General features: G+C 63.0%; 7 protein-coding genes. 2 read left to right on the forward strand and 5 right to left on the reverse strand.

All coding sequences use genetic code 11. The features are described 5' to 3' along the window. Window positions 1–18: 18 nt before the first annotated feature. Complete coding sequence (locus ACK41X_RS13195; RefSeq protein WP_409723847.1) at window positions 19–810, reverse strand: ABC transporter permease; 792 nt, start codon at window positions 808–810, stop codon at window positions 19–21. After that, window positions 807–1,634, reverse strand: a complete 828-nt coding sequence (locus tag ACK41X_RS13200) for an ABC transporter ATP-binding protein (RefSeq protein WP_409723850.1) — start codon at window positions 1,632–1,634, stop codon at window positions 807–809. The genes ACK41X_RS13195 and ACK41X_RS13200 overlap by 4 nt, the downstream gene beginning before the upstream one ends. Before the next feature lie 211 nt (window positions 1,635–1,845). Here ACK41X_RS13200 and ACK41X_RS13205 point away from each other — a divergent pair, with 211 nt between their 5' ends. Continuing rightward, window positions 1,846–2,847, forward strand: a complete 1,002-nt coding sequence (locus tag ACK41X_RS13205) for an ABC transporter substrate-binding protein (protein ID WP_409723853.1) — start codon at window positions 1,846–1,848, stop codon at window positions 2,845–2,847. Between the two features lie 132 nt (window positions 2,848–2,979). Then, window positions 2,980–4,107, forward strand: a complete 1,128-nt coding sequence (locus tag ACK41X_RS13210; protein ID WP_409723856.1) for an FAD-dependent monooxygenase — start codon at window positions 2,980–2,982, stop codon at window positions 4,105–4,107. 72 nt (window positions 4,108–4,179) lie between these two features. On the opposite strand, the gene ACK41X_RS13215 is transcribed toward ACK41X_RS13210, so the two are convergent. From ACK41X_RS13215 to ACK41X_RS13225, 3 genes are all read right to left on the reverse strand, one after another. Further along, entirely contained in the window at window positions 4,180–4,359 is a 180-nt protein-coding gene (locus ACK41X_RS13215) for a hypothetical protein (RefSeq protein WP_409723860.1), read from the reverse strand. Window positions 4,360–4,483: 124 nt separating this feature from the next. Continuing rightward, entirely contained in the window at window positions 4,484–5,368 is an 885-nt protein-coding gene (locus tag ACK41X_RS13220; RefSeq protein ID WP_409723863.1) for a VOC family protein, read from the reverse strand. Window positions 5,369–5,492: 124 nt separating this feature from the next. Further along, window positions 5,493–6,245 carry an aspartate dehydrogenase gene (locus ACK41X_RS13225; RefSeq protein ID WP_409723865.1) on the reverse strand — a complete coding sequence of 251 codons (753 nt, stop codon included), beginning with the start codon at window positions 6,243–6,245 and terminating at the stop codon, window positions 5,493–5,495. Window positions 6,246–6,361: the final 116 nt, after the last annotated feature.

Raw genomic sequence — 6,361 nt, forward strand, 5'->3', positions numbered from 1 at the left:
TTTCGCGGGGACGATGCGTCAAATCCCGCCGGCCGCGCGGCGCGGCATGTAATGCAGCACCCGCATCTCCAGGAGGATCACGAGCAGATAGGCGACGCCGCCGACAATGGTCAGCATGATGATGGTGACGAACACCATCGCGGTATTGCCCTGGCCCTCGCCGAAGGAGAGGAGATAGCCGAGGCCCGAATTGCCGCCGACCAGTTCGCCGACCACCACGCCGATGACGGCGAGCGTCGAGCCGATGCGCAGGCCCGCAAACAGCGGCGGCAGCGAGGCCGGAAACTCGATCTTCCAGAAAATCTGCGAGCGCGTCGCCTTGAACGAGCGGGCGAGGTTGATCAGGTCGGGATCGACATTGCGCACCGCGGTCAGGACGTTGACCATAACCGGGAAGAACACGATCAGGATCGCGACCAGGATTTTCGGATAGATGGTAAAGCCCATCCACAGGATGAACAGCGGCGCGAAAGCGATCTTCGGCGCGATCTGCAACGCGAGGATATAGGGCGAGAGCGCGAATTCGGCGGTCGGCGACATGCCAAGCAGATAGCCGATCAGCGCGCCGAGCAGGCTGCCGAGCAGGAAACCGACCAGCACCTCGAAGGCGGTGATGCCGGTATGGAAGGGCAGCCCGGTGACGCTCCACATCCGCAGGAATTCGTTCCAGGTCGCCGACAAGGGCGGCACGATATAGGGCGGGATGCCGAGCAGCCCCGGTCCCCATTCCCAGGCGATGACAAAGACGATGAACATCGCAACGCTTGCGATGGTGCCGTTGCGGACCAGGGCGGAGCGGTCGGCGTTCATTGTACGACTTCCTTCTGCGGCGTTTCTTGATCCGTCGCTTGCGCTGTCTCCTGCGCGGGATGTTCTCCGATATCGAGCTTGTCCATCAGCCGGGCGATATAGCCTGCAACCTTCGGATCGCGCCGCCGCTGCAGCGGGTGGTCGCGGCCGGGAATGTCGATGATAATCTCGTCGATGATCTTCCCCGGCCGCTTGCTCATGACCAAAACGCGGTCGGACAGGATCACCGCTTCGAGCAGGTCGTGGGTGATCAGGAGCGCGGTCTTTTTCGCGCGCATCAGGGTCTGCGCCAGGTCGTGCTGCAGCATGATGCGGGTCTGAGCGTCCACCGCGGAGAACGGCTCGTCGAGCAGCAGCACGGAAGGATCGACCGCAAGTGTGCGCGCAAGCGCGGCGCGCTGGCGCATGCCGCCGGACAACTGGTGCGGGTAGCGTTCGGCGAATTCGCCGAGTTTGAAGGCCTGCAGCAGCTCGCGCGCTTTGCGCCGGCTGTCGGCGCCGTCGAGCTTGCGGATCTCGGTGCCGAGCATCACGTTCTGTTCGATGGTGCGCCATGGCAGCAGGAGATCCTTCTGCAGCATGAAAGCGACATGCTCGTTCGGGCCTTCGACGCGCTCGCCGTCGACATAGGCTTCGCCGAGGCTCGGTGCGTAAAGGCCTGCTCCGATATTGAGCAGGGTGCTCTTGCCGCAGCCACTGGGGCCGATCAGCGACACCACCTCGCCGTCGCCGACCGAAAAGTCGACATTCTCGATGGCCGTGAACACGGCGCCCTTCGCGCCCGCGAAACGCATCGTGACGTCGCGGTATTCGAGCCGCTTCATGCTCAGATCACCCCCCCTCACAGCCCGGTCAGCCGCCATTTCGCGCAGACGCGCTTCTGGCAGCCGCGTTCAAGAGCAACAATCGGACCACTTGCCGCGCGATGCTCGGTTGTCGTTGCGATACTGTCGAGTATAGTAAGACCAAATGCGGAATGTCACGCCCGCGCGCTGGGGCACAACGTCACGAGCACTGACCACGAGGGAAAACACAATGTCTGGCAGCACGAAATTTCCGATGACCCGGCGATTGGCGCTGGCCGCGCTCGGCGCCGCTTTGGGACTTGGCCTTGCTGCATCGCCGCAAGCGATGGCGCGGGAGAAAGTCACCTATCTGTTTCCGGCGCCGCCGGTCCTGCCGGCCTTCGCGCCGCTGCAGCTCGCGTTGGGCAAGGGTTACTTCAAGGAAGCCGGTCTCGACGTCGACTTCCAGGTCGCGCGCGGCGGCGTCGAGGTCGCAAAGATGGTCGGCGCGGGCAATGCCCCGATCGGCGGCATTGTCGGCGACGGGCCGATCATGGTGCGCGCCAATGGCGTGCCGGTGAAGATCGTCGCCTTGTTCGGCGGCAACGGCTTCATGCAGACCGTGGTGCGCGAGGATGCCGGCATCGAGAAGCCTGCGGATCTCAAAGGCAAGACACTGACCGTGCTGTCGTTCCAGGACACGACCTTCTATGCGCTGATCGGCCTGCTTGCCAGCGCCGGTCTGACCCAGAGCGACGTAAACATCCAGCAGGCCGGCCCGACCGGCGTCTGGGAATCGGTCGCCACCGGCAAGTCGCAGGGCATGGCTGGCGTGCCGGACTGGCTCGCGATGGTTCAGGCGACCGGCACCAAGGTGAAGGTGATCCCGACCGATCAGTATTTCCCGCATCTGGCGCAGGGCATCGCGGTGTCCGACGACATGATCAAGAAGAATCCGCAGATGATCCAGAAATTCGTGTCCGCGGCAATGCGCGGCATGAAGGACGTGATGGACAACCCCGATCAGGCGGCCGAGGACTTCGTCAAGTTCGTGCCGACCTGGAAGGGCAAGGAACAGGTGGTCAAGGACGCATTGAACTATTACGCCAAGCACGTCTATGGCAATCAGGCCAAGCTCGGCGAGATCAACCCGGAGCGGCTGTCGAAGCTGCAGGACTTCTATCTGGAGAAGGGCTTCATCCAGAAGAAGACACCGGTCGAGGAGCTGTATACCAACCAGTTCATCAAATAGCCAGGCGACCGTCAGGCTGAAACCCACCGCCGTCATGCCCGGCCGTGAGCCGGGCATCCACGTCTTCGACAATTCTCGCGTAGACGTGGATGGCCGGGTCAAGTCCGGCCATGACAGTGGAGAGTACGGAAAATGTCCAACAAACGACATGCCGAGATCGTCGGTGGCGGCTTTTCCGGGCTCGCGGCCGCGGGCGCCCTGGCGCAACGCGGCTGGAGCGTGCGGCTGCACGAACGCTCGCCCGAGCTGCGGCCGAGCGGGGCCGGCATCTATATTTACGAGAACGGGCTGCGCGTTCTGGAAACGCTCGGCGCCTATGACGAGGCGGTGAAGGGCGCGCCCTTCGCGCATACCCGCGAGATGCGCGACGAGCATAACAAGGTGCTCTCGGTGCATCGCTGGGATCCGTCGAAGCGCGTCTTCTCTGTGGTGCGCCAGCGCGTGATCAATGCGATGGCGGATGCTGCGCGCAGGAACGGCGTGGACATCGTGCTGGGTTCCGAAGCGGTGGCGGCAACGCCGGACGGCGAACTGATCATGGCCGACGGGACGCGCCACAAGGCCGATCTGATCGTCGCGGGTGACGGCGTGAATTCGAAGATCCGGGATTCGCTGAACCTGGTCGCGAAACGCAAGGGCCTGCCGGACGGCGCAATCCGGGTGCTGATTCCGAAAACGCCGGAAGAAATGGCATCCGGCGACGGCGGCACCACCATCGAGAACTGGTCGGGCAGCCGGCGCATTCTCTATACGCCGGTGAGCGAGACCGAGGTCTATATCGCGCTCACCATGCTGTATTCCGACGAGATCGGGAAACGCACGCCGATCGACAAGGCCGACTGGAAGCGATCGTTTCCGCATTGGGCGGACCTGATCGACCGGATTACCGACGACGCGCGCTATGACCGCTTCGAATATGTCCGCCTGAAACAATGGTCGGCCGGCCGCGTCGCCGTCCTGGGCGATGCCGCGCATGCGCTGCCGCCGAATATCGGGCAGGGCGCGGGATGTTCGATGATGAACGGCCTGTCGCTCGCCTATTATCTCGACCGCGAGCCTGACATGACGACGGCGCTGAAAGTCTGGGAAGCGAACGAACGGCCGCTGACCGAGCATACCCAGCGCATCTCGGTCTTTCTTGGGCTTCCGACAACCTGGCCGACGCCGCTGCGCCGCGCGTTTCTGACCTTAGCCGGCAAGTCGAAATGGATGATCGCGCAGCGTACCAAGACGGCGCGGCATGTGCCGACGGGGACTTAAAGCGACCTTCGAAAGGCGCGCGTGCGACCGGTCCGCGCCTTAAACAGGCGCTTCAATGCACAAGAAACAATACTACAATGCGATGCGCTTGTTCTCGGCGCCGTCGTCATCGGCCAAGGGCCGGACCAGCCGTGGTGGCAGGCGGGTTGTTTTGGCGGATTCGACGGTTTTGCGCGTGCCGAGCCATTTGCTCAGCGACGCGATGGCGTCTTTGACGATCGCCCGCGCCGTTTCAGGTTTTTTGCTGGCCATAACCGTCGCTCCACCGCCAACGACGGATCGACAGTTTATATCATTGACATTGAGGGCGCGCAATTTTTGACGCGATCGAACTTTTGTGGCGCTTTTGTCGCGGTATCCGAGTAACCGCTCGCCGCTACTTGGCCGGCTCCATCGCGGCTGTGCTCTTCGCCGTGTAGGTCGGTGTGCCGACCCAGCCGTGCTTGGAGATATCGAACACCACGCCGTCGTGGTCCTTGAATTTCTTCTCGAAATTGCCGTGCTTGGCATCGCCGAAATCGAAGAAGAACGATCCGCCCGCCTGCGCGATATTGGCCTCAGCTTCCTGCAGATCGGCTACCTGAAAGCCGCAATGATTGGCGCCGGGCTTGTATTTGTCCGCCGGCATGCTGGGACAGATGAGTGCGAGATTGGTGGTGCCGTCGGTGAGATAGACCGCCGAACCCATCGGCTGGTGGTCGTAGCCGAGATGCTTGAGCCCAAACACGGTCTGATAGAACGCAGCCTGCTTTTCGAGATCGCGCACGAACAGCGCCATGTGCTTGATGCGGCCCTTGAGGCGGTCCTGCGGAACCAGTTCCTCGTCGAGGAAGGCGTGCGCGGGATCGGCCTTGATCTTGCGGCCGTCGGTGCCGACCCAGCCATTCTCCGAAATATCGAAGATGATGCCTTCGGGATCCTTGAACTTGCGTTCGAAATTGCCTTTGCGCTCGTCGCCGAGGTCGAAGAAGAAGGTGCCGCCGTGCTTCTCGATCAGCGCCTGGGTCTCCTTCATGTTCTCGACCTGGATGCCGAAATGGTTGGCGCCGATCTGGCCTTCCGGCTTGTCGCCGAAATCGTGCCCCTTGTCGCCCTTGAAGTTGAGCAGCGCGAGATTGATGGTGCCGTCGCCCATATATATCGCCGAGCCGATCGACAGGTCCTCGCGGCCGTGCCGCTTCATGCCGAACACGTCGCCGTAGAATTTCGCCGCCTTGTCGAGGTCGCCGACACAAACCGCAAAATGACGCAGCCGGGCCATGAGATGCCTCCGTACGCTCCGATGCATTCGATTGAATGCATTATAGGCCTTAACGGCAACGGATAAAATAGCGCCTGTTGCGTGTACCGGAATTGATGCTGCGCAATGTTTGCGCGCCGGGTGATCAGATCGTGACCGGCCGGGTCCGCTGTTCGATCAGGCGCACGAGGCTCAACGCGGTCAATTCCGACGACTTCGGGTTGGTCGCGAGCGGATTGTTCTCCAGCGTGATGGTCATGCGCCCGAACGCGCCTTCGGCGGTGACGGTATGGCTGTTCAGCCGCGCTCCGGGATCCGCGACCAACTCGACACGGGTGCGGTCGAGCCCGATGCCGGCGAGTGACGTCACCACGGTCGCGTTTGCGTTCTGCGGATATTGGCTGGCGGCCTCGCGCGCCGAGCCCTCAAAGAACACGATGCGTTCGTGCAGGGAGGCGAGGGCAAGCAATTTTTCGGCAGGGGTGCCTTTCCAGGCGACCGGCGGCTTGACGATGGAGTGTGTGACCGCATCGAGCCCGAGCACGGCTGCGCCCGCGAGCGCATCGATCCCGCCAATGGCGCCGGAGGGGATGAGGATGCGGCTGCCGTGCTTCTCCGCAATCTCCGCAAGGCGCGGCAGCAGCGCATCGTCGCAGAAGGCCGAGGTCGAGGCGACGATCATGGCAGGAGATGCGGCGAGCGCGACCGACGCCCAGGCATCGATCGCGGCACGACCGGCGGCTTCGATCACGAGGTCCGGCTTCAGTGCGGCGAGTTCGGACGGAGCGGCGAGGAACGGCACGCCGCCCGGGATCAGCGCGCGCTCGGCCGGATCATCCCGTGTGGCGACCGCCACGATATCCACGGGCGCATTGCGTGACTTCAACAGACCGGCCACGCGCGAATTGATCGCGCCGAAACCGACGAAGACGATGCGAAGCCGCGGTTGCAATGCTATCCCTTCGCCGGACGGCCCGGATTCGCATGGCCGCAGGACTTGCAGCGCTGGTTGTC

It is taken from the genome of Pseudorhodoplanes sp., assembly GCF_046289595.1.
GTDB lineage: Bacteria > Pseudomonadota > Alphaproteobacteria > Rhizobiales > Xanthobacteraceae > Pseudorhodoplanes.